The organism is Actinoplanes sp. HUAS TT8, assembly GCF_051380535.1.
Lineage (GTDB): Bacteria > Actinomycetota > Actinomycetes > Mycobacteriales > Micromonosporaceae > Actinoplanes.
The window spans coordinates 10,406,565-10,429,707 of record NZ_CP195646.1; the positions used below are offsets into that span (position 1 = coordinate 10,406,565).

Here is a 23,143-nt window from a genome sequence, read left to right on the forward strand (position 1 = left end):
GTGCCGAAGCTCCGTTCCGTCGCCGCCGTGGCCGCCGTGCTGGTCTCGGTGATCCTGATCGCTCCGGCCGCCCAGGCCGCACCGATCGGCCAGGGGTTCACCGTGACCGCGGCCGACCTGGCCCACATCCTCGCGCAGATCAAGATCGCCGAGGCGCACGTCGCGAACACCACGAGCGCCACCGGCCCGTGCGGCGCCCTGGCCATCGGCCCGACCCAGCCGCTCGGCCTGCGGACCGTCGACGGCAGCTGCAACCACCTGGGCGCCGGGCAGGCCACCTTCGGCGCGGCCGACCAGGCGTTTCCGCGGCTCGTCCCGGCGCAGACCCGAACCGGGTACGCCGGGCGCAACGCCACCGACGCCGAGCCGCGGCTGATCAGCAACCTGATCGCCGACCAGAGCGTGAACAACCCGGCCGCGGTCGCGGCGGCGCGCGGCGGCGACCCGGCGGCCGGCATCCCCAACGTGACACCCGACGCCGGACTCTCCGCGCCCTACAACTCCTGGTTCACGCTCTTCGGGCAGTTCTTCGACCACGGCATCGACCAGACGGCCAAGGGCGGCGGCGCGGTGATCATCCCGCTCGCGGCCGACGACCCGCTGGTGATCAGCGAGAAACTGCCGCCGTCGCTGCGGTTCATGGTGCTGAGCCGGGCCTCGGCCGGGAACACCGTCACGCCGTACGCGGACAACTCCCAGACCTACACGTCACACGCCGCCCACCAGGTGTTCCTGCGCGAGTACGACGACCGGGCGCGCGACACCGGCCGGCTGCTCGCCGGGGCCGCGGGCGGCCTCCCGACCTGGGACGACGTGAAGCGCCAGGCGGCCTCGACGCTCGGGCTGAAACTGACCGACGCCGACGTGGCCAACGTGCCGCAGGTGCTGGCCGACGCGTACGGGAACTTCGTCCCCGGCCCGGCCCGCGGCCTCCCGCAGTACGTGACCAACGCCGGCCTGGTCGAGGGCGACACCGCCGCCCCGGTCGCCGTCCCGTCGACCGTGCTGCGCGTCGGCACGCCGTTCCTGTCCGACATCGCCCACGCGGCCGACCCGGCGCAGCCCGGTTACGACGCCGCCCTGCTGGGCCGCCACTACGTGGCCGGGGACGGCCGGGTCAACGAGAACATCGGACTGACCGCGATCCATCAGATCTTCCACTCCGAGCACAACCGCCTGGTCGGCGACATCGAGCGGATCATCGGAGACTCCCCCTCCTCGGCGGAATGGACCGGTTCGCGGATTTTCCAGGCGGCCAAGTTCATCGACGAGATGGAGTACCAGCACATCGTCTTCGAGGAGTTCGCCCGCAAGATCCAGCCGGCCATCGCCCCGTTCGAGTCCTACCAGGACGAGATCAACCCGGCCGTCTACGCCGAGTTCGCGCACGCCGTCTACCGCTTCGGGCACTCGATGCTGACCGAGACGATCGCGCGGACCGCGGCCGACGGCAGCGACGACTCGGTGCCGCTGCTCGACGGATTCCTCAACCCGGACGCGTTCACCGACAACGGCACGCTCAGCCCGGAACAGGCCGCCGGCGAAGTCGTGACCGGGATGTCGCAGCAGGTCGGCAACGAGATCGACGAATTCGTGACCGAGACCCTGCGCAACAAACTGCTCGGGCTGCCCAGCGACCTGGCCGCCATCAACATCGCCCGGGGACGATCGGAGAGCGTGCCGCCGCTCAACGCGTTCCGCCGCGGGGTGCGGCTCACGCCGTACGTGAACTGGGTCGACTTCGGTGAACACCTGAAACACCCGGATTCCCTGGTCAACTTCATCGCCGCGTACGGCACCGACCCGTCGATCACGTCGGCGTCCGGCGTCACCGCGAAACGGGCGGCCGCCCAGGCGCTGATGGACTCGCCCGACTTCCTCTACGCGCCGGCCGCCTCGTCCGGGCTCGACGACGTCGACCTGTGGATCGGCGGGCTGGCCGAGGAGGGCGAACCGTTCGGGGGGCTGCTCGGCAGCACGTTCGACTACGTGTTCACCAAGCAGCTGACCATGCTGCAGAACGGCGACCGCTTCTACTACCTGGCCCGGACCCCCGGAATGAACCTGCGCAGCCAGCTCGAAGGCAACAGCTTCGCCGAGCTGATCATGCGGAACAGCAGCGCGCAGGGACTCGGCGCGGACGCGTTCGCGACCAGCGACTGCACCTACGACCTGACCCGCATCACCTGGTCCGGCACCCGCGTCCTGGACGACCCGCAATCCGGGTGCGACGAGTCGGCGATGCTGCTGCGCATGCCCGACGGCACCCTCAAACAGCGCGGACAGGCCGCCGCTCAGGCGGTCTGGCTCGGCGGCGAGGACCGCGACCGGATCATCGCCGGCCGCGACGACGACAGCGTCTGGGGCGCCGAAGGCGACGACATCCTCGACGGCGGCACCGGGAACGACACGGTAACCGGCGGCGAGGGCGACGACGTCCTGACCGATTCCGGCGGGGCCGACGTGATGCGCGGCGGTCCCGGCAACGACGCCGTCGACGCCGGACCCGGGGCCGACGTGGTACTCGGCGGAGACGGCGACGACTTCACCGACGGCGGCGCCGGAGCCAACGAGACGTTCGCCGGGGAGGGCGACGACGTCGTCATCGCCGGCGGCGGTGCGGACACCGTGTGGGGCGACTCGGGCGACGACTGGGAAGAAGGCGGCGACGGGAACGACCTGCTCCAGGGCGACAGCGGCAACCCGTTCTTCCTCGACGACGCCAACCGGCCCGGCCACGACATCCTCGTCGGGCAGGGCGGGGACGACGACTACGACATGGAGGGCGGCGACGACATCGGGGTCTCCGGACCGGGGGTCGACCGGTACAACGGGGGCTCCGGCTACGACTGGTCCATCGCGACGTCCGATTCTGATCTGTCCCTGGCGCCCGTCGAGGAGGTGACTCCCGACACCCGCGACCGCTTCCGGGAGGTGGAGGCGCTCTCCGGCGGTGCCGGCAACGACGTACTGCAGGGCGATGACCTCGTGCCGGCCACCGACGGCATCCTCGGCTGCGACGCACTCGACGCGGCCGGCATCGCCCGGATCCGAGGCCTCGACCAGGTCGTGACGTCGCTGACCACCCCGGTCTCGGCGGTCGCCAACCACACCGGGCGGGCCTGCGACCTGCACGGGAACGTCTGGGGAGCCGGGAACGTGCTGCTCGGCGGGCCCGGGAACGACACCCTGCAAGGGCGCGGCGGCGACGACATCATCGACGGGGATCGCTACCTGACCGTGCGGCTCAGCGTCCGCGACGCGAACGGCAACGAGATCCGGTCGGCCTCGACCGCGGCCGAACTCGAACCCGACGTCCTGGCCGGCAAGATCAACCCCAAGGACATCTATTCGGTACGGGAGATTGCCGCGTCGCCGACGCCGGACGTGGACACCGCGGTGTTCGCCGGGAGCCGGGCGGCGTACACGATCACCGTGATCGGTGGGGGAGTGCGGGTCTCCGGGCCGGACGGCGTGGACACCGTGCGCAACGTCGAACGGCTGAAGTTCGACGACCAGGTGATCGACGTGTCGACCCCCGAGGTCACACCGACGCCGACCGCCACCGCCACGCCGACTGACACGGCCACTCCCACCCCCACCCCCACGCCGACCCCGACTCCCACGCCGACTCCGGTCGCCACGACGGCTGCTCCTCCGGTGACGACGCCGACGCGGCCGGTTGTACCGGTGGCGCCGGACGCCCCGGTGATCGGGTCGGCCACGGCCGGGGACGAGAGCGCCCTGGTCCGTTGGACAGCTCCGGGCAACAATGGAGGAACACCGATTTATGGGTACGAAGTACAGGCCCTCGACGACGAGACCGGCATCGTCGTCGGAGTAGACGCCACCGGCCCCGAGGCCACCGAGCTCACCATGACCGGCCTCACCAACGGCCAGTCGTACTCGTTCTGGGTCCGCGCCATGAACGCCGCCGGCGCCAGCGAGTTCTCCACCCCCTCCAACCGCGTCACCCCGTCCGCCGCAGCCGGAACCCCCAGCTCAGGCCCGGTCACCTCCCCCGGAACGGGCTCGCCGGGCTCGGGATCGGGCGGCTCGCCGACCACGTCACCGTCCCCGACCACGTCACCGTCCCCGACCGTTTCCGCGACGCCCGGCAACCCGACGACTCCTCCGACGTCACCGCCCACCCGGACGGTCCCCGGCGCGGCCCGGATCGGCACCCCCACCGCGGGCAACTCCCAGGCCGTAGCCCGCTGGACCGCACCTGCCAGCAACGGCGGCTCCCCGATCCTGCGCTACGAGATCCGCGTCCTGAACCCCGGGAACCACCAGGTCGGCGCCCTGCGAACCGCCCCGGCCACCGCCTCGACCCAGACGATCACCCGACTGACCAACGGAACCGCCTACCGCTTCCAGGTCCGAGCCGTGAACCAGCTCGGCGCCGGCCCGTGGTCCACCCCGAGCAAGCCGGTAACCCCACGCACAACCCCAACCGCGCCCCGCACCCTGACCGCGACCCCCGGCCACCCCGGCGGCCCCCGAACGACAACCCTCCACTGGACACCCCCGTCCTCGACCGGCGGCGCCCCGATCACGCGGTACCGCCTCACGATCCAACGCCTGACCAGCAAAGGAACCCCGACCGGCACCCCCGTGGTGATCCTCCTCCCACCCTCCACCCGATCAACGACCTTCACCGCCCCCACGGGTGTCCCCACCAACACCCGCTACCGCTTCACCCTCCAGGCCACCAACACAGCCGGCCCCGGCCCAGCCCGCTCCACCACCGCCCCCGTCCGCTGACCACCCACGCCCACCCCCGGCGCCGGGGGTGGGCGTGGGGCGGTCGTGGAGATCGATGGGTATTAGCCTGCGGGGATGGCACTGCGACCTGACGAGTTCTATGAGCGCGCGCTCGCCGCTACCGATGACGAGCAGCGGCTGCCGCTGGCGCGGATGACGATGTGGGACATCAGTCCGTTCGAGCAGGAGGGGCTGCGGGTCACTCCGCTGCGGCCGCCGGTGATGCCGGAGAAGGCGCGGCACGGGGAGGATCCGGCCGACTGTGACGGATGCCGGAACCGGGACAAGGGGATCTGGTTCGACGAGCACTGGCGGCTGACCCGGATCTCCGGGAGCGGGGTGCCGATCGTGCTGATGCTTCACCCGCGGGAGCACTACGACCTGGCTGATCTGCCGGATGCGCGGGCCGCCGAGCTGGGGGTGCTCACCAAGCACATCGCCGGGCACATGCAGGCGTTGCCGTATGTGGCGCGGGCTCACGTCTACCGGTTCGGGGACGGGGCGGCGCATCTGCACGTCTGGTTCTTCGGGCGGCCGGAGGGGCAGGGGCAGTTCTACGGTTCGTGGCTGCCGGTCTGGGACGATCTGCTGCCGGTGTACCCGGACGATGTGGCCGAGGCCGACGCCGTGAAGGTCGCGGAGGCGCTGACCAAGTCCTACGGCGGACACCGCTGACCGCGGAGGCGCGGCGGGAAAACGCAAGACGGGGCTGACCCCGTACGTCTCAATCGGTTTTTGAAACGGGAAGCGGCCGGGACCGAAGCCCCGGCCGCGCTGCCCGCAGGTTTTTCCGGAGGGTTTACTCCGGGACGAGGCGGTACGCCCCGTCGCTGGCGCTGGTGGCCATCGAGGCGTAGGCGCGCAGCGCCGCCGAGACCGGACGCTGCCGGTCGACCGGCGTGTACGGCTTCGGCCGGCGCTCCTCCTCGTGCCGGCGCTGGGCCAGCACGTCGTCGTGCACGTTGAGCGTGATGCTGCGGCCCGGGATGTCGATGGTGATCTCGTCGCCGGTCTGGACGAGGGCGATGAGGCCGCCGCCGGCCGCTTCGGGGGAGACGTGGCCGATCGACAGGCCGCTGGTGCCGCCGGAGAACCGGCCGTCGGTGATCAGCGCGCACGCCTTGCCCAGGCCACGGCCTTTCAGGAACGAGGTCGGGTAGAGCATCTCCTGCATGCCGGGCCCGCCCTTCGGACCCTCGTAGCGGATGATCACGACGTCGCCCTCGACGACCTCTTTGCCGAGGATGCCGGTGACCGCGTCGTCCTGCGACTCGTAGACGCGGGCCGGGCCGGTGAACTTCCAGATCGACTCGTCGACGCCGGCGGTCTTGACGACGCACCCGTCCGGCGCCAGGTTGCCGAAGAGGATGGCCAGGCCGCCATCGACCGTGTACGCGTGCTCGACCGACCGGATGCAGCCGCTCTCGGCGTCGGTGTCGAGCTTGGCCCAACGGTTCTGCGTGGAGAACGCCTGGGTGGTGCGCACCCCGCCGGGCGCCGCGTGGAACAGCTCCAGCGCCTCGGCCGACGGCGACCCGCCACGGATGTCCCACTTGTCGAGCCAGGAGGACAGATCGGGGGAGTGCACGGCGCGGACGTCGGTCTTGAGGGCGCCGCCCCGGTTCAGCTCGCCGAGCAGGGCGGGGATGCCGCCGGCCCGGTGCACGTCCTCCATGTGGTACTTCGGGCTGTTCGGCGCGACCTTGCTCAGGCACGGCACCCGGCGCGAGATGGCGTCGATGTCGGAGACGCTGAAGTCCAGCCCGGCCTCGCGGGCGGCAGCCAGCAGGTGCAGCACCGTGTTGGTGGAGCCGCCCATGGCGACGTCCAGGGCGACCGCGTTCTCGAACGCGCTCAGGTTGGCGATCGAGCGCGGCAGGACCGACTCGTCGTCCTTCTCGTAGTAGTCCTTGGCGATCTCGACGATCAGCCGGCCGGCCTCCTCGAAGAGCGCCTTGCGGGAGGCGTGCGTGGCCAGCGTCGACCCGTTGCCGGGCAGGGACAGGCCGATCGCCTCGGTAAGGCAGTTCATCGAGTTGGCGGTGAACATGCCGGAGCACGAGCCGCAGGTCGGGCAGGCCGAGCGCTCGATGGTGTCGAGCTGGGCGTCGGTGACGTTGTCGTTGGCGGCGGCGCTCATCGCGTCGACCAGGTCCAGCTTCTCGTGGACGATGCCCTCGATGGCGACCGTCTTGCCGGCCTCCATCGGGCCGCCGGAGACGAAGACGGTCGGGATGTTGAGCCGCAGCGCGGCGATCAGCATGCCGGGGGTGATCTTGTCGCAGTTCGAGATGCAGACCAGGGCGTCGGCGCAGTGCGCGTTCACCATGTACTCCACCGCGTCGGCGATCAGCTCACGGCTGGGCAGCGAGTAGAGCATGCCGCCGTGGCCCATCGCGATGCCGTCGTCGACCGCGATGGTGTTGAACTCGCGGCCGATCCCACCGGCCTCGAAGATCGAGTCGGCGACCAGGCCGCCGAGGTCCTTGAGGTGCACATGCCCCGGTACGAACTGGGTGTAGCTGTTGGCGATGGCGACGATCGGCTTGCCGAAGTCGTTGTCGGTCATACCGGTGGCCCGCCACAGGGCGCGGGCGCCGGCCATCGTTCGACCGTGGGTCGAGGTCCGGGAGCGCAGCTCAGGCATTTCCCCATAGTGCCACCGGCCAGGGCGTCGATCGCCAGTGACGTCCACAGCGCGGGACGCGAACTCTTTCGCGATAGATGAAGATCAGGCAGAGTGTGTGCGTGCACTCACCGTCCGGTATGGAGCTGGCGGGCCTGGCCGGCCTGCTCGCCGCGGTCCCGGCGGTCGCGCTGCTCGGGCGCTCGGGTCGCCGCCACACCGGCGTCGCCCGCCGGGCACATGTGCTGCTGGCCGTCGGTGGGGCGCTGGTCACCGCGGCCGCGCTGGCCGGCCTGGCCACCGCCGTGCTCACCGAGCACCACCAGCACATGTCGTCCGGCAGCAAGACCCTGGCCACGCTGATGGCGATCGGCATGGGCTTCGGCACGCTCACCCTGCTGGCCGGTACGGTCGCGATGCCCGGCGCCGCCCGCGGGCCCGCCGCCGCGCTCCGGCACGTGCTGGACGGGCTGGTCATCGCCGCGTCGGTGTGGTTCGTGGGCTGGGTGCTGGTGGCCCACCCGACGCACATTCTCGGCGAGGCGACGCCGTACCGGTGCGCCGCCGTGATCATCCCGGCCGTGCTCGGGGTGATCGCGCTCGGCCTCACCGGCGTGCTGGCGCTGCACGCGCACCGGCCGCGGCGGCACACCGTACGGGTCGGCCTGGGTGTGAGCCTGACCGCGATCGCGTCGGCCGGGGTGTCCAGCGGCATCTGCCGGCAGGGTGACGAGCTCGTGCTGACCGCGGTGCTGCTGCTCAGTGCCGGGCTGATCACCGTGGCCTGGGCGGTGCGGGCGGCCGACCGGCCGGTCCGGGTGACCGGCGACGTGCTGGAGCGCGGCGGGGCGTACGCGGTGGTCCCGATGCTCTTCGTCGTGGCCGCTCTCGGTTATCACCTGGCCCAGGGCGGGACGCTCGACCCGTACGGATATTTCGGCATCAGCGTGGAAGGTCTCGCCCTGGTCGCCCGGCAGTTCCTGGCCCTGGACGACGTCCGGCGCTACACGGTGCAGCTGCGGCAGCGCGAGAAGCACTTCCGCGACCTGGCCCACACCGACCCGCTGACCGGCCTGGCCAACCGTCGCGGCCTGCAGCTGGCCCTCAAGGACGACGCGGGCCCGACCGCCCTGATCGGCATCGACATGGACGGTTTCAAGACCGTCAACGACCTGCGCGGGCACGACGTCGGCGACGCGGTCCTGGCCGAGGTCGGCGCCCGGCTCCGGCGCAACCTGCTGGACGGCGACGTGGCCGCCCGGCTCGGCGGTGACGAGTTCGCGGTGCTGATGCACGGCGACGCCGACGAGGCCGTGCTGGCCGCGCACCGGCTGCTGGCCGTGCTGGGGGAGCCCTACGACGTGGACGGCGGGCAGATCTTCCTCTCGGCCAGTGTCGGCGTGGCCTCCACCGGCGAGCTGCTGCACGACGCCGACCTGGCCCTGCGCTACGCCAAGCAGCGCGGGAAGAACCGGGTCGAGCAGTACCAGGCCGGCTATGACGAGCTGCTGCGCCGCCGCGGCACGCTGACCGGCGAGCTGCGGCACGCGATCGACCGTGACCAGCTGCGCCTGGTGTTCCAGCCGGTGGTGGCGTTGCCGTCGATGCGGCCGGTGGGCGCCGAGGCGCTGCTCCGCTGGACCCATCCGGAGCTGGGCCCGGTCCGCCCGGACGAGTTCATCCCGGTCGCCGAGGAGTCCGGCCTGATCAACCGGATCGGCGCCTGGGTGCTGGAGAACGCGTGCCGCCAGCTGGCCGACTGGCTGGCCGCCGGGCACGACATCTGGATGTCGGTGAACCTGTCGCCCAAGGAGTTGCACAACGCCGACTACGCCGCGCAGGTCGCCGACATCCTCACCGAGCTCGGCGTCCCGCCGCAGCGCCTGGTGCTGGAGGTGACCGAGCACGCGGTCGCCACCGACATGGAGGAGCTGGTCCGGCGGCTGGCCGAGCTGCGTGAGACCGGGGTGCGGATCGCGCTGGACGACTTCGGTGCCGGTTACTCGTCGCTCACCCAGTTGCGGACCCTTCCGGTGGACATCCTGAAGATCGACCACGCTCTGGTGGCCGAGCCGGAGTCGCGTACCGGCACGGCCGCGCCGCTGGTCGACGTGGTCGTCCGGCTGGGCCACCGGCTCGGGCTGGAGGTGCTGGCCGAGGGGATCGGCACGCCGGCCCAGCGCGAGGTGGTCGAGGAGGCCGGTTGCCGCCTCGGTCAGGGCTCACTCTTCGGGTGGGGAGTGCCGGCCGAGCACTTCGAATCGCGTCTCGAATCGTTGCGTCCGACGGGTCCGCGACCGCTCCCGGCCCCGCGCACGGGCCCGCAGTCGAACGCGCCGGCACGCAGTCAGGTGGTTCGCCTCGGTCCCGGAATGCGGCAGCTCAGAGCGTTGTTGCCGACCGATCCGGAGTTTTCGGCGTCGGCCGTTGATCAAAATGTGGGATCAGTTGACTCAGGCCGTGAGATGGGGCAAGGTTAGCCGCATGTGCTTCGCGTCCCGAGTACTTATCTGAGCGCACCACTCCTCACCGAGGAGGGTGCGCTAGGTCCCGTGCATTCGCACGAGGACCTTTTTTGTTGCTCGAGTGCCGGACGCCAAACCGAAAAGGTCTGAACTGCCATGACTAGACCCACGCCTGAATCCCTTGCCCATCGAGCCACTCCGGCCACCGTCGCGGCGGCCGTGAACACCGCCCCGGTCGTCACGGCACCGGTAGCCACCACGGGCGCCGGCGCGCTCGTCCGGTCGCTTGAGGCGCTCGGCGTGGAGGTCGTGTTCGGCATTCCCGGTGGGACCATCCTGCCGGCGTACGACCCGCTGTTCGACTCGAAGGTCCGGCACATCCTGGTCCGGCACGAGCAGGGCGCGGGGCACGCGGCGACCGGGTTCGCGCAGGCCACCGGCAAGGTCGGCGTCTGCATGGCGACCAGTGGCCCGGGCGCGACCAACCTGGTGACCGCGATCGCCGACGCGTACATGGACTCGGTGCCGATCGTGGCGATCACCGGTCAGGTCTCCCGCGCGGCGATCGGCACGGACGCCTTCCAGGAGGCCGACATCCAGGGCATCACGCTGCCCATCACCAAGCACAACTTCCTGGTCCAGACGCCGGAGGAGCTGCCCCGGATCATGGCCGAGGCGTTCCACCTGGCGTCCACCGGCCGGCCCGGCCCGGTCCTGGTCGACATCCCGAAGGACGTCCAGCAGGCCCAGACCACGTTCAGCTGGCCGCCGACCCTGGATCTGCCCGGTTACCGGCCGACCCTGCACCCGCACGGCAAGCAGATCCGCGAGGCGGCCCGGCTCATCGCCCAGGCCAAACGCCCGGTCCTGTACGTCGGTGGCGGCGTCCTCAAGGCCGGCGCGACCGACGGGCTGCGCAAGCTGGCCGAGCTGACCGGCATGCCGGTCGTGACCACGCTGATGGCGCTCGGCGCGTTCCCCGACTCGCACCCGCAGCACCTGGGCATGCCCGGTATGCACGGCACCGTCCCGGCGGTCTACGCGCTGCAGAAGTCCGACCTGCTGGTCACCCTGGGGGCCCGGTTCGACGACCGGGTGACCGGGCAGCTGGACTCGTTCGCCCCGGACGCCAAGATCGTGCACGCCGACATCGACCCGGCCGAGATCGGCAAGAACCGGCACGCCGACGTCCCGATCGTCGGTGACGCCCGGCACGTGATCGACGAGCTGATCGCCGCGGTCTCGGCGACCGCCGGTGGCGTCGAGCAGTACCCGGGCTGGTGGAACACGCTCAACGACCTGCGTGAGCGGTACCCGCTGGGTTACGACGAGCCGACCGACGGCACCCTGGCCCCGCAGTACGTGATCGAGCGGATCGGCGAGCTGGTCGGCCCGGACGCGATCTACTGCGCCGGTGTCGGGCAGCACCAGATGTGGGCGTCCCAGTTCATCAAGTTCGAGAAGCCGGGTTCCTGGCTGAACTCGGGCGGTGCCGGGACCATGGGTTACGCGGTTCCGGCGGCGATGGGCGCCAAGGTCGCGCAGCCGGACACCCAGGTCTGGGCGATCGACGGCGACGGCTGCTTCCAGATGACCAACCAGGAGCTGGCCACCTGCGCGCTGGAGGGCATCCCGGTCAAGATCGCCATCATCAACAACGGCAACCTGGGCATGGTCCGCCAGTGGCAGACCCTGTTCTACGACGGCCGGTACTCGAACACCGAGCTGGGCACCCACAAGCACCGGATCCCGGATTTTGTGAAGCTGGCCGAGGCGCTCGGCTGCATCGGCCTGCGCTGCGAGTCGAAGGACGACGTCGACAAGGTCATCAAGCAGGCCATGGAGATCAACGACGCGCCGGTCGTCATCGACTTCACGGTCGGCAAGGACGCCATGGTGTGGCCGATGGTCGCAGCCGGCACCAGCAACGACGAGATCATGTTCGCCCGGGACGTGCGCCCGGCCTTCGAAGAGGATGACCTCTAGGTCATGGCCAACTGCACCGAGCGGCAACCAGCCGCACCTGACAGCGGCCTCGCAGGCGAGGGCCGGGCGGGCATGACAAAGGAGGCACAGTGACCAACAAGCACACGCTGAGCGTGCTGGTCGAGAACAAGCCCGGCGTCCTCGCCCGGGTGAGCGGGCTGTTCTCCCGGCGCAGCTTCAACATCGACTCCCTGGCGGTCGGCGAGACGGAGAACCCGGACGTCAGCCGCATCACGATCGTGGTCAACGCCGACTCCTCACCCCTGGAGCAGGTGACCAAGCAGCTGAACAAGCTGGTCAACGTCCTGAAGATCGTGGAGCTGGACCCGACGCAGTCGGTTCAGCGTGAGCTCCTGCTGGTCAAGGTGCGCGCCGACCGGGCGCAGCGTGGCCAGGTGCTCGAGACCGTCGAGCTGTTCCGGGCGCGAGTGATCGACGTCGCTCCGGACACCCTGACGATCGAGGCCACCGGCAACCCCGACAAACTGGATGCGCTGCTGCGCGACCTCGAGCCGTACGGCATCAAAGAGATGGTTCAGTCCGGCCTGGTCGCCATCGGCCGAGGCTCCCGTTCCATCACCACCGGCCCGGCGCTCCGCGCCGCCTAGAAAGGCTAGTAATGACCGCCGAAGTTTTCTACGACGACGACGCCGACCTGTCGATCATCCAGGGCAAGAAGGTGGCCGTCATCGGCTACGGCAGCCAGGGTCACGCGCACTCCCTCTCGCTGCGTGACTCGGGCGTCGAGGTCGTCGTCGGCCTGCAGGAGGGCTCCAAGAGCCGTCCGAAGGCCGAGGAGCAGGGCCTGACCGTGAAGACCCCGGCCGAGGCGTCGGCCTGGGCCGACGTGATCATGGTGCTGGCGCCGGACACCGCCCAGCGCAAGATCTACGCCGAGTCGATCGCGCCGCACCTGACCGCCGGCAAGGCGCTCTTCTTCGGCCACGGCCTGAACATCCGCTTCGAGCTGATCAAGCCCCCGGCCGACGTGACCGTGGCCATGGTCGCCCCGAAGGGCCCGGGCCACCTGGTCCGCCGTCAGTATGTCGACGGCAAGGGCGTGCCCGCCCTGATCGCGGTCGAGCAGGACCCGACCGGCGACGGCCAGGCGCTCGCCCTGTCGTACGCGAAGGCGATCGGCGGCACCCGCGCCGGCGTCATCAAGACGACGTTCAAGGAGGAGACCGAGACCGACCTGTTCGGCGAGCAGGCCGTGCTCTGCGGCGGCACCGCCGCCCTGGTCCAGACCGGTTTCGAGGTGCTCACCGAGGCCGGCTACGCGCCGGAGATCGCGTACTTCGAGTGCCTGCACGAGCTCAAGCTGATCGTCGACCTCATGTATGAGGGCGGCATCTCCCGGATGCGTTACAGCGTCTCGGACACCGCCGAGTTCGGTGACTACGTCTCCGGCCCGCGCGTGATCAACGCCGAGACCAAGAAGGAGATGAAGGCGATCCTGGCCGACATCCAGTCCGGCGAGTTCACCCGCCACCTGATCGCCGACGACGAGGCCGGCGGCCCCGAGCTCAAGAAGTACCGCGAGCAGGGCGCCCAGCACCCGATCGAGATCACCGGCAAGAAGCTGCGCGACATGATGAGCTGGGTCGACCGCCCGATCACCGAAACCGCCTAGTTTCGCGTAAAAGCGCCTGATCAATAATGGTCAGGCGCTTTTTCATGCCCAAATTCTTTATATACGCCGGCCCAGCCCGGTCCAGGCCGCATGCTCCCGCGCGGGCCGGGCCCGGCGATCTGGCCGCTGCGCGTCCAAAACAATCGCCGCGCCCTTCACTGTCCGCTTTGGGTTCCGGAAATCATCGATTCCGTGAGTGAACTGAACCACAGTCCGCGAAGCTCCGTACCATCTAGGTCCGTCAATGCCGACGAACCTGGATGGAGAGTCGATGACTTCCGTCGTCCTGGTAACTGAGGAATTGGCGCCCGCTGCGATCGATGTGCTCACCATGGACTTCGAGGTCCGCACGGTGGACGGCACCGACCGGCCCGCGCTGCTCACCGCCCTGCAAGAGGCCGAGGCGGTGATCGTCCGGAGCGCCACCCGGATCGACGCCGAGGCCCTGGGCTCGGCACCTCGTCTGCGCGTCGTGGCGCGGGCCGGGGTCGGGCTCGACAACGTCGACATCCCCGCCGCGACCGCCCGCGGGGTCCTCGTGGTCAACGCGCCCACCAGCAACATCATCTCGGCCGCGGAGCAGGCGGTGGCCCTGCTGCTGACCACGGCCCGGAACACCGCGAGCGCCAGCGCGGCGCTCAAGTCCGGCCGGTGGAAACGGTCACTGGGCGTCGAGCTGTTCGGGAAGACCGTCGGCGTGGTCGGTCTGGGCCGGATCGGCGTGCTGGTGGCGCAACGGATGGCCGCCTTCGGGACGAACCTGATCGCGTACGACCCGTACGTCCAGCCGGCCCGCGCCGCGCAACTGGGCGTCCGGCTGGTGACGCTGGACGAGCTCATCCGGGAGAGCGACTTCATCTCGGTGCACCTGCCCCGCACCCCGGAGACGCTCGGCCTGATCGGGGAGAAGGAGCTGGCCCAGGTCAAACCCGGAGTACGGATCGTCAACGCGGCCCGCGGCGGCCTGGTCGACGAACGCGCGCTGGCCGACGCGATCGCCGACGGACGGGTCGCCGGCGCCGGACTCGACGTGTTCGAGACCGAGCCGCTCACCGAGTCGCCGCTGTTCGCGTTCGACACCGTCACGGTCACCCCGCACCTGGGCGCGTCCACGGTCGAGGCGCAGGACAAGGCCGGGCTGGCCGTGGCCCGCAGCGTCCGGCTGGCCCTGCGCGGCGAGTTCGTGCCCGAAGCGGTGAACGTACGGGCCGGCGGGGCGGTCGACGAGGACGTACGCCCGCTGCTGCCGTTGGCCGAGAAACTCGGGCGGGTGTTCACCGCGGTCGCCGGTGGGGTGGCGGCCCGGGTCACCGTCGAGGTGCGGGGCGAGGTCGCCACCCACGACGTCGGGGTGCTCGGGCTGGCCACGACCAAGGGCCTGTTCACGTCCGTGGTGGCCGAACGGGTCACCTACGTGAACGCGCCCCAGCTGGCCGCCGACAAGGGCGTGGTGGTGGAGCTGGCGACGTCGGAGGACGCCGGCGAGCACGCCAGCCTGATCGCGGTGCGCGGCGCGCTGGCCGACGGCCGGACCATCTCGGTGGCCGGGGCCGGCGGGAAACTCGTCGAGGTGGACGGGTTCGAGCTGGACCTGCCGGCCGACGGGGTGCTGCTGTTCTTCCGCTACCGGGACCGGCCCGGCGTGGTCGGCCGGATCGGCACGACCCTGGGCCGGGCCGGGGTGAACATCGCGGCGATGCAGGTGGCGCGGCGGGCGGCCGGCGGTGAGGCCCTGATGACCCTCACCGTCGACTCCTCCGTCGACCCTGACCTGCTGGCCCGGGTCGCCACCGAGATCGGCTCCTCGAACTCAGCCGTTGTTGACTTGAGGGCTGACTAGTGTCGACACCGCCGGGTAGACGGTGCCGTCCTGGAGGTCCAGCAGGTCCAGATTCAGCTCGGCGGCCAGCCGCTCGATCGTCTCCAGCACCGCGTCCGGGCAGTTCTCGTCCAGCCGCATCTGGATGTGGTCGGCCGCCGCGTGCAACGGCGAACTCGCCCACGGCGACCCGGGCGCCGTCGCCCGCGGCCCCCGATCGGGATAGGTGCTGGTCAGGGCATCATAAAAGGCGACGACGCGGGGGTCGGCCGGGCGCTGCGGGTGTACGCCCTCGGCACACTGCGCATTGGCGGCGCGCACCTCGTCGGGGGTCGCCGCGGGGTTCATCGCCCACACCACTAGGTCGAAACTCACCGGCGCATGGTGCCATCACCACGGCCTGACGTTGAGAACCCGTGGGCCGACACGCGGGGATGCGTCTTGCGCGTCTTTAGTCCGCATCGCTAGCGTTGGTCCCAGCCGCACGTCTTGGGCGGGCTCGTCTTCGGGTGACGGAGTCTGTCACGGGCCGCGCGGTGCAGGAAGTTCGGCGGGACCGAGCCACGCGTACTCGTCACAACAACCCCCGTGATCGTTTGCCGCGATCCGGGGGTTGTTCGTTTCCGGCGACGTCCAGCTTTCAAAGAATGGGACTGTCGTTCCGGAGATCGGGATCGCGCGTTACCGTGTGTTGTTGATTATCCGGTACGTGGCAGGGAGTCGAACGTGAGCGTGGCGCGGATCGCGGTGGTGGCCGGCGACGGCATCGGAACCGAGGTGACCGCGCAGGCGCGCAAGGTGATCGACGCGGTTCTCCCTGGTGTCGACTACAACGAGTATGACCTGGGTGCCCGCTTCTACAACCGCACCGGCGAGGTCCTCCCGCAGTCGATCCAGACCGAGCTGGCCGGCCACGACGCGATCCTGCTGGGCGCGATCGGCGACCCGAGCGTTCCCCCGGGCGTCCTGGAGCGCGGCCTGCTGCTGAAGCTCCGCTTCGACTTCGATCAGTATGTGAACCTGCGCCCGTCCAAGCTCTGGCCGGGCACCACCAGCCCGCTCGCCGGTCTGAAGCCCGGCGAGATCGACATGGTCGTGGTCCGCGAGGGCACCGAGGGTCTCTACGTCGGTGCCGGCGGCGTCCTGCACAAGGACACTCCCGCCGAGATCGCCACCGAGGAGAGCCTGAACACCCGGCACGGCGTCGAGCGCGTGATCCGCGACGCGTTCGACCGCGCCCAGCGCCGCGAGCGCCGTCACCTGACCCTGGTCCACAAGACCAACGTGCTCACCCACGCGGGCAACCTGTGGTCGCGCGCCTTCGCCGCGGTCGCCGCCGAGTTCCCCGACGTGACCACGGAATACCAGCACATCGACGCGGCCAGCATGTTCATGGTGAGCAACCCGCAGCGGTATGACGTGATCGTCACCGACAACCTGTTCGGCGACATCCTGACCGACATCGCCGCCGCCGTCACCGGTGGCATCGGCATGGCGGCCAGCGGCTCGGTCAACCCGGAGCGCAAGTTCCCGTCGACCTTCGAGCCGGTCCACGGCTCCGCGCCGGACATCGCCGGCCAGGGCATCGCCGACCCGGCCGCCGCCATCCTCTCGGCCGCGCTGCTGCTGGAGCACCTGGGCAAGCACGCCGAGGCCGCCCGAGTAACCGAGGCGGTCGCGGCCGAGGTCGCGTCCCGTCAGACGGGCGCGCCGCTGCGTACCGCCGAGGTCGGCGACCGGGTCGCCGCCGCTCTCTGAGCCTGGCGCAACACCGCCGGCGGTCGTGGTTTTAACGACCGTTCGGGGTACATTCATGGGCGCACCACGGGTGCCCCTCGCGTGCTTATCTTCGCTGCAGAAAGCAGGTCCCTTTGTCATGAGCGGTGGTGACAGCCTCGATTTCGAGATCCGCCCGAACCCGGCTCCCGTGTCGGACGCCGAGCGTGCCGCGCTGCTGGCCAACCCCGGTTTCGGACGGATCTTCACGGACCACATGGTCACCGTGCGTTATGCCGACGGCAAGGGGTGGTATGAGCCTCGCGTCGAGGCCCGCGCGCCGATCCCGATGGATCCGGCCAGCGCCGTGCTGCACTACGCGCAGGAGATCTTCGAGGGTCTGAAGGCGTACACGTTGCCCGACGGCGGTGTCGCGATGTTCCGCCCCGAGGCCAATGCCGCGCGGTTCGCCCAGTCGGCCCAGCGGATGGCCATGCCGGCGCTGCCGGAGGAGATCTTCCTCAAGTCGCTGCACGAGATCATCTCGATCGACCGGAAGTGGATCCCCGAGGGTGAGGACGGCAGCCTCTACCTGCGTCCGTTCGCCTACGCCAGCGAGGTCTTCCTCGGCGTGCGCCCGTCGACGGAGTACCTCTACCTGGTGATCGCGTCCCCGGTCGGCCCGTATTTCTCCGGTGGCGTCAAGCCGGTCTCGGTCTGGGTCACCCCGGACTACACCCGCGCGGCCCCCGGCGGCACCGGCGCGGCCAAGTGCGGCGGCAACTACGCGGCCGGCCTCTCGGCGCAGGCCGAAGCCATCGAGCACGGCTGTGACCAGGTCGTCTACCTGGACGCGGTCGAGCGGAAGTACATCGACGAGCTCGGCGGCATGAACGTCTTCCTCGTCCTGGACGACGGCACCCTGGTCACCCCGCCGCTGACCGGCACGATCCTGCCCGGCATCACCCGCGACTCGGTGATCAAGCTGGCCGAGCGGGCCGGCCGCCGCGTCGAGGAGCGCGCGATCAGCCTGCAGGAGTGGCGCGAGGGCGCCGCCTCCGGCCGCGTCCGCGAGGCGTTCGCCTGCGGCACGGCCGCGGTGATCACCCCGATCGGCACGATCAAGAGCCTCGACGGCGACTTCACGATCGGCGGCGGCGGCTCGGGCGACGTGACGATGGGCCTCCGCAAGGAACTGGTCGACATCCAGCGCGGCCGCGCCGACGACACGTTCGGCTGGGTCCACCGCGTCTTCTGACGCCACCTTCGCTCCACCTGCATCGCCTGCCGCGACCGCCGACCAGCGGTCGCGGCAGGCTTTTTTTCCGGGTACGGACACCCGCCTCCTTTTATGTCTGTGACGCCCGTGACACCCTGTCGTGCGACTAGTGTTTGCGCGACAAGTTGGCTAGCGTCTATGTCATGCCCTCGCTTTTACGTGAGACGCTGATCGAGATGTTCCGGGACCGGCCGGCATTCGCCGCTGACCTGCTCGATCAGGCTCTGCACATCGACGTGCCGACGTTCGACGAGGCACGCCTTTCCTCCGGCGACCTGACCGATGTCGCCCCCACCGAGTACCGGGCCGACGCGGTCGTCACCCTGGATCAAGCCGGCGCCCCCGTGTTCGCCGTCATCGTCGAGGTGCAGCTTTCCGCCGACAGGCGCAAGCGCTTCACCTGGCCGGCATACGTGGCCACCCTCTACGCCCGTCTGCGATGTCCGGTCGCGCTGCTGGTGCTCTGTTCGGAAAAGGCGCATGCCGTGTGGGCCTCGGTGCCCATCGCCATCGGGCCGCCCGGGTCGACCGTCACTCCGGTCGTTCTCGGTCCACAGCAGGTTCCGGTCGTCACCGAGCCCGATGTCGCCTGTCGGCAGCCCGAGATGGCCGTGCTGTCGACTCTCGCCCACGCGGCCGGACCGGATGCGACAGCCCTGTTCGAAGCCCTGTTCACCGCACTCGACACCATCAACCCCGACCGTGCCGCTCTATACACTGACCTCATGCTCGCGGTTCTGCCGCAAGCTGCCCGGGAGTCCCTGGAGGAGTTCATGACCACCATGAGTCACCGATACCAGAGCGATTATTTCCGCCGGCTGTACTCCGAGGGGGAGGCCCACGGCAAGGCAGAGGGCAAAGCCGAAGCCGTGCTCGCCATCCTCGAAGCCCGGGGGATCGAAACGCCCCAGTTGTTTCGCGAGAAGCTGATCGCTTGCACCGATCAGGACAGGCTCGCCAGCCTGATTCAGCAGGCGGCCACCGCCGACGAACTGGACGACTTGGACTTCATGGACGATCTGTTCCGCTGGCGCGAAGCTGATATTTAACCCACAGCGGGCTGAAGGTGTCCGCGCCCGACTTGGGCGCGGACGGTCAGTCCTCCAGCAGGTGGGCGCGCAGCGACGTGATCTCCGGGTCGGTGAGGCCGATCTCGCGGACGTAGTCCTCGACCGTGCCGTGCAACGCCCGCAGGTCGTCCAGGAACAGGAGCATGGCGGCGGGCGGGGAGTCGAACATGTGCTCGTTGCCGAGGACCGCCGCCGGGTCGGTTTTCAGCAGGTATTCGGTCAGGGGGGCCATCGCCTCGGTGGTCAGCGCGTAGTCCGCGGCGATGTCGGCGTCCGTGACCCCGAGCAGTGACAGCGTGAGGGCGCAGATCGTGCCGGTCCGGTCCTTGCCGGCCATGCAGTGCACGACGACCGGCGCGGCGGCCGGGTCGGCGATCAGGCGCAGCGAGTCCAGGATGGCCTCGCGCCCGTCCTCGGCGAAGTTGAGGTAGCGGTCGGCCAGCCAGCGCTCGTGCACGGTCCCTTCGGCGTGCTCGACCTCTTCCCAGTCGACGTGTTTGAGGGCCAGGTTCCGGTAGTCGGTGCCGTACCGCTCGTGGACGCGGCCGAATTTCTCGACCTCGAACGGGCGGCGCAGGTCGATCACGGTCCGGATGCCGAGCGCGGTGAACGCGGCGGCGTCGGCGTCGCCGATCCGGTGCAGGGAGTCGGCCCGGAAGAGGCGGCGCCATCGCACCCGCCGGCCGTCGGCCCCGGTGTATCCGCCGACGTCGCGGAAGTTGTAAGTGGAGGAGAACCCGAGATTTCGCGAGTAAGATTCGGCAACCACGGATTGAACTTAGTCTCGAAACGTGGAACCGCGCTTCCCTCGAAGCCGGATAGTGGCATGCTTCATCTCGTGACCCACCTCGTGCTGATTATTCGCACCTAGCGCGCCGGCTGACTTCCGCCGACGCGCAGACCTCCCGCATCCGCGGGGGGTCTTTTTGTTGTGGTGTGGGTGACCGACTGAAAGGACCTCCCGATGGACTATCAGGTGTTCGACACGACGCTGCGCGACGGTGGGCAGCGCGAGGGAATCAGCTACACGGTCGCCGACAAGCTCGCCGTCGCGCGGTTGCTGGACGAGTTCGGTGTCGGCTTCATCGAGGGTGGCTGGCCGGGCGCCATGCCCAAGGACACCGAGTTCTTCGAACGGGCGAAGACCGAGCTGGAGTTGAAGCACGCGGTTCTTGTCGCGTTCGGCGCGACCCGCAAGGCCGGTGTCGACGTGGCCAAGGACGCGCAGGTCAAGGCGCTGCTGGACGCTGGTACCCCGGTGGTCTGCGTGGTCGCCAAGTCGGACGTCCGGCATGTGGAGCGCGCGCTGCGCACCACGCCGGAGGAGAACCTGGCGATGGTCCGGGACACGGTTCAGCACCTGGTCGCGAACGGCCGCCGCGCGTTCGTGGACTGTGAGCACTTCTTCGACGGTTTCCGCTTCGACCCGGAGTACACGGCCAGTGTCGTGAAGACGGCGATCGACGCCGGCGCCGAGCGGGTGGTCATGTGTGACACCAACGGCGGCATGCTCCCCTCGATGATCACCGCGGCGGTGAACGAGGTGGTCGAGCGCACCGGTGTGAGCGCGGACCGGCTCGGCATCCACTGCCAGAACGACACCGCCTGCGCGGTGGCCAACACGATCGCCGCGGTCGAGGCCGGGGTGGAGCACTTCCAGTGCACCGCGAACGGGTACGGCGAGCGCCCCGGCAACGCCGACCTGTTCGCCGTGGTCAGCAACCTGCAACTGAAGCTCGGGCTGAAGGTCCTACCGGACGGATGCCTGGAGAAGGCGACGCGGGTCTCGACCGCGCTCGCCGAGATCGCCAATATCGCCCCCGACACCCACCAGGCCTATGTCGGGGCCGCGGCGTTCGCCCACAAGGCGGGCCTGCACGCGAGTGCGATCAAGGTGGATCCGCTGCTGTACAACCACGTCGACCCGTCGGTTGTCGGCAATGACATGCGGATCCTGGTGACCGAGATGGCCGGCCGGGCCAGCATCGAGCTCAAGAGCCGCGAGCTCGGGATCGACCTGGCCGGCCATCCGGACACGCTCTCCTCGGTCACCCGGAAGGTGAAGGACCTGGAGGCGGGCGGCTGGTCGTTCGAGGCCGCCGACGCCTCGTTCGAGCTGCTGGTGCGTAGTGAGCTGCCGGGCAGCGAGGTCACCACGCCGTTCACCCTGGAGTCGTACCGGGTGCTGGTCGAGCACCGTGAGGACGGCAAGGTGATCTCCGAGGCGACCGTCAAGATCCGGGTCAAGGGCGAGCGCGTGATCGCCACGGCCGAGGGCAACGGTCCGGTCAACGCGCTGGACGAGGCGTTGCGGGGTGCGCTCGCCAACTCCTTCCCGGCGCTGAAGTCGTTCGAGCTGACCGATTTCAAGGTACGGATCCTGGAAGGCACTCACGGCACCAACGCGATCACCCGTGTCCTGCTGGACACGGGCGACCACCAGCGTGAGTGGACCACGGTCGGCGTCCACGAGAACATCGTCGAGGCCAGCTGGACCGCTCTCGTCGACGCGTTGACCTACGGCCTGAGCAAGAGCTGATCCGGGATGCGGGCGGCGGCGACCGCGCTAATCATCGCGATCGCCTCCGCCCCCGGCATCGGGTCGAGCTGCTGCCCGCCCCGCAGCCGCAACGAGACCAGTCCGTCCGCGGCTTCCCGCTCGCCGATCACCGCGATGTAGGGAACCTTGGCCGCGGCTCTGATCCGAGCGCCGAGCGAACCCTCGTGATGTTCCTCGACCCGCAGCCCGGCCGCGACCGCCTCCCGGACGAACGCCGAGTCGACGCCGAGGGGCAGCACGGCCAGCTGGACCGGGGCGTACCAGACCGGGAACGCCCCCTCGTGCTCCTCGATGAGCTGGGCGAACAGCCGCTCCATGGACCCGGCCAGACTCCGGTGCACCATCACCGGCCGGACCTTGGCGCCGGACGCGTCGACGTACGACAGGTCGAACCGCTCCGGCTGGTGGAAGTCGATCTGGACGGTGGCGATGGTCCATTCCCGTCCGGCCGCGTCCAGGACCTGCACGTCGATCTTGGGGCCGTAGAACGCCGCCTCTCCGGCCTTCACCTCGTACCCGATCGAAGCGTCGGAAAGCGCGCCCCGCAGCAAGGTCTCCGATAAAGCCCAGCTTTCCTCGTCGCCGCCGTATTTCTTTCCGGTTCCGCGCAGCGAGAGCTGATAGGACGCCGGCCGCAGGCCGAGTGCGTCGTGCGCCTCGCGCATCAGCCGCAGAATGCTCGCGACCTCACCCGACACCTGTTCCGGCGCGCAGAAGACGTGTGAGTCGTTGAGTGCGATCGATCGGACCCGGGCGAGTCCGCCGAGCACGCCGGAGCGCTCCTGGCGATACATCTGACCGAGTTCGGCAATTCGCAAAGGCATTTCCCGGTACGACCGTTGCCGCGCCTTGAAGATCAGCGCGTGATGCGGGCACAGGCTCGGTCGCAGCATCAGCTCGTCGTCGCCCACCGGCATCGGCGGGAACATGTCGCCGGCGAAATTGGCCAGGTGACCGGAGAGCTCGTACATCTGGCGTTTTCCGAGCACGGGGGAGTAGACGTGCTGGTAGCCGTTGCGGCGTTCGAGGTCGAACAGATAGTTCTCGACCTCGCGGCGCGCGGCGGCGCCGGCCGGGAGCCAGAACGGCAGCCCGGCGCCGATGAGCGGATCGGAGTCGAAGAGGTCCAGCTCGCGGCCGAGCCGGCGGTGGTCGATCATCACGGGTCTCCTTGGAGAAAAAAGGGCGACCCGCACCGAAAAAGGCCCCGGGCTGGTCGCCC

Annotated in this window: 15 protein-coding genes; 11 read left to right on the forward strand and 4 right to left on the reverse strand. The window is 69.8% G+C overall.

From position 1 onward, the window contains the following. On the forward strand, positions 1-4,767 hold the full coding sequence (locus ACSHV8_RS46520; RefSeq protein WP_436526907.1) for a peroxidase family protein: 4,767 nt from the start codon (positions 1-3) through the stop codon (positions 4,765-4,767). 75 nt (positions 4,768-4,842) lie between these two features. Then, complete coding sequence (locus tag ACSHV8_RS46525) at positions 4,843-5,442, forward strand: hypothetical protein (RefSeq protein WP_436526908.1); 600 nt, start codon at positions 4,843-4,845, stop codon at positions 5,440-5,442. Positions 5,443-5,566: 124 nt separating this feature from the next. Here ACSHV8_RS46525 and ilvD read toward each other — a convergent pair whose 3' ends face one another. Beyond that, a complete protein-coding gene (gene ilvD, locus ACSHV8_RS46530; protein WP_436526909.1) occupies positions 5,567-7,414 on the reverse strand; it encodes a dihydroxy-acid dehydratase in 1,848 nt (615 codons plus the stop codon). Positions 7,415-7,491: 77 nt separating this feature from the next. Between ilvD and ACSHV8_RS46535 the strand changes: the two genes are divergently transcribed. The 5 genes from ACSHV8_RS46535 to serA all read left to right on the forward strand — a co-directional run bounded on the left by ACSHV8_RS46535 (position 7,492) and on the right by serA (position 15,317). Further along, positions 7,492-9,873: a putative bifunctional diguanylate cyclase/phosphodiesterase gene (locus ACSHV8_RS46535; RefSeq protein WP_436526910.1), complete on the forward strand. Its 2,382-nt coding sequence runs from the start codon at positions 7,492-7,494 to the stop codon at positions 9,871-9,873. Between the two features lie 141 nt (positions 9,874-10,014). Then, positions 10,015-11,844: an acetolactate synthase large subunit gene (locus ACSHV8_RS46540; protein ID WP_436526911.1), complete on the forward strand. Its 1,830-nt coding sequence runs from the start codon at positions 10,015-10,017 to the stop codon at positions 11,842-11,844. 89 nt (positions 11,845-11,933) lie between these two features. Then, a complete protein-coding gene (ilvN, locus tag ACSHV8_RS46545; protein WP_378032446.1) occupies positions 11,934-12,452 on the forward strand; it encodes an acetolactate synthase small subunit in 519 nt (172 codons plus the stop codon). Between the two features lie 11 nt (positions 12,453-12,463). After that, positions 12,464-13,477: a ketol-acid reductoisomerase gene (gene ilvC, locus ACSHV8_RS46550; protein WP_436526912.1), complete on the forward strand. Its 1,014-nt coding sequence runs from the start codon at positions 12,464-12,466 to the stop codon at positions 13,475-13,477. Between the two features lie 271 nt (positions 13,478-13,748). Next, complete coding sequence (gene serA, locus ACSHV8_RS46555) at positions 13,749-15,317, forward strand: phosphoglycerate dehydrogenase (RefSeq protein ID WP_436526913.1); 1,569 nt, start codon at positions 13,749-13,751, stop codon at positions 15,315-15,317. Here the strand turns inward: serA and ACSHV8_RS46560 are convergent. Continuing rightward, positions 15,288-15,644, reverse strand: a complete 357-nt coding sequence (locus tag ACSHV8_RS46560) for a hypothetical protein (protein WP_436537268.1) — start codon at positions 15,642-15,644, stop codon at positions 15,288-15,290. The genes serA and ACSHV8_RS46560 overlap by 30 nt on opposite strands. Before the next feature lie 384 nt (positions 15,645-16,028). Here ACSHV8_RS46560 and ACSHV8_RS46565 point away from each other — a divergent pair, with 384 nt between their 5' ends. From ACSHV8_RS46565 to ACSHV8_RS46575, 3 genes are all read left to right on the forward strand, one after another. Continuing rightward, entirely contained in the window at positions 16,029-17,054 is a 1,026-nt protein-coding gene (locus tag ACSHV8_RS46565; RefSeq protein WP_436537270.1) for a 3-isopropylmalate dehydrogenase, read from the forward strand. A gap of 118 nt (positions 17,055-17,172) precedes the next feature. Then, positions 17,173-18,270 (forward strand): branched-chain amino acid aminotransferase, encoded by a 1,098-nt coding sequence (locus tag ACSHV8_RS46570; protein WP_436526914.1) that lies wholly within the window; start codon positions 17,173-17,175, stop codon positions 18,268-18,270. Between the two features lie 164 nt (positions 18,271-18,434). Then, entirely contained in the window at positions 18,435-19,340 is a 906-nt protein-coding gene (locus ACSHV8_RS46575) for a hypothetical protein (RefSeq protein ID WP_436526915.1), read from the forward strand. Between the two features lie 46 nt (positions 19,341-19,386). Here ACSHV8_RS46575 and ACSHV8_RS46580 read toward each other — a convergent pair whose 3' ends face one another. Continuing rightward, positions 19,387-20,130, reverse strand: coding sequence for a tyrosine-protein phosphatase (locus ACSHV8_RS46580; RefSeq protein ID WP_436526916.1), 744 nt, complete (start codon positions 20,128-20,130; stop codon positions 19,387-19,389). 195 nt (positions 20,131-20,325) lie between these two features. Between ACSHV8_RS46580 and cimA the strand changes: the two genes are divergently transcribed. Continuing rightward, on the forward strand, positions 20,326-21,900 hold the full coding sequence (cimA, locus tag ACSHV8_RS46585; RefSeq protein WP_436526917.1) for a citramalate synthase: 1,575 nt from the start codon (positions 20,326-20,328) through the stop codon (positions 21,898-21,900). Here the strand turns inward: cimA and thrS are convergent. Then, a complete protein-coding gene (thrS, locus tag ACSHV8_RS46590; RefSeq protein WP_436526918.1) occupies positions 21,879-23,081 on the reverse strand; it encodes a threonine--tRNA ligase in 1,203 nt (400 codons plus the stop codon). The two genes, cimA and thrS, sit on opposite strands and share 22 nt — an antisense overlap. Between the last annotated feature and the right edge of the window lie 62 nt (positions 23,082-23,143).

What these genes read in the sequence shown, in the direction of transcription:
- cimA (WP_436526917.1), top strand. Translation starts at nt 20,326, where the DNA reads ATGGACTATCAGGTGTTCGACACGACGCTGCGCGACGGTGGGCAGCGC.
- ilvD (WP_436526909.1), bottom strand. Translation starts at nt 7,414, where the DNA reads ATGCCTGAGCTGCGCTCCCGGACCTCGACCCACGGTCGAACGATGGCC.
- ACSHV8_RS46575 (WP_436526915.1), top strand. Translation starts at nt 18,435, where the DNA reads ATGCCCTCGCTTTTACGTGAGACGCTGATCGAGATGTTCCGGGACCGG.
- ilvC (WP_436526912.1), top strand. Translation starts at nt 12,464, where the DNA reads ATGACCGCCGAAGTTTTCTACGACGACGACGCCGACCTGTCGATCATC.
- ACSHV8_RS46560 (WP_436537268.1), bottom strand. Translation starts at nt 15,644, where the DNA reads ATGAACCCCGCGGCGACCCCCGACGAGGTGCGCGCCGCCAATGCGCAG.
- serA (WP_436526913.1), top strand. Translation starts at nt 13,749, where the DNA reads ATGACTTCCGTCGTCCTGGTAACTGAGGAATTGGCGCCCGCTGCGATC.
- ACSHV8_RS46535 (WP_436526910.1), top strand. Translation starts at nt 7,492, where the DNA reads ATGAAGATCAGGCAGAGTGTGTGCGTGCACTCACCGTCCGGTATGGAG.
- ACSHV8_RS46525 (WP_436526908.1), top strand. Translation starts at nt 4,843, where the DNA reads ATGGCACTGCGACCTGACGAGTTCTATGAGCGCGCGCTCGCCGCTACC.
- thrS (WP_436526918.1), bottom strand. Translation starts at nt 23,081, where the DNA reads ATGATCGACCACCGCCGGCTCGGCCGCGAGCTGGACCTCTTCGACTCC.
- ACSHV8_RS46570 (WP_436526914.1), top strand. Translation starts at nt 17,173, where the DNA reads ATGAGCGGTGGTGACAGCCTCGATTTCGAGATCCGCCCGAACCCGGCT.
- ACSHV8_RS46540 (WP_436526911.1), top strand. Translation starts at nt 10,015, where the DNA reads ATGACTAGACCCACGCCTGAATCCCTTGCCCATCGAGCCACTCCGGCC.